This window comes from Streptomyces sp. LMG1-1-1.1 (assembly GCF_040815545.1).
In the GTDB taxonomy this organism is placed as follows: Bacteria; Actinomycetota; Actinomycetes; order Streptomycetales; family Streptomycetaceae; genus Streptomyces.
On the sequence record NZ_JBFPNH010000008.1, the window covers coordinates 1 to 255 of the forward strand.

The following is a 255-nucleotide window of genomic DNA, read 5'->3' on the forward strand; positions in this document are numbered from 1 at the left end:
CGGGGCACGAGTTCCGGCTGGTGGACGAGGACGGTGAGGTGTCGGATGTGGAGGGTGAGCTGTGGCTTGCCGGTCCGCAGATCTCGACGGGCTATCTCGACCCCGCGCACGACGAGGGCCGTTTCGTCGTGGCGGACGGTCGGCGCTGGTATCGCACCGGTGACCGGGTCCGCGCGCACGCCGAGGGTGATCTGGCGTATGTCGGGCGGATGGATTCGCAGGTGAAGGTCCATGCCTGGCGGGTCGAGCTCGCGG

At 69.4% G+C, this 255-nt stretch carries 1 pseudogene; it reads left to right on the top strand.

The annotated features are described in order from the left end of the window. Window positions 1–255 (top strand): annotated as a pseudogene (locus MRBLMG1_RS37435) (AMP-dependent synthetase); the annotation flags it as partial.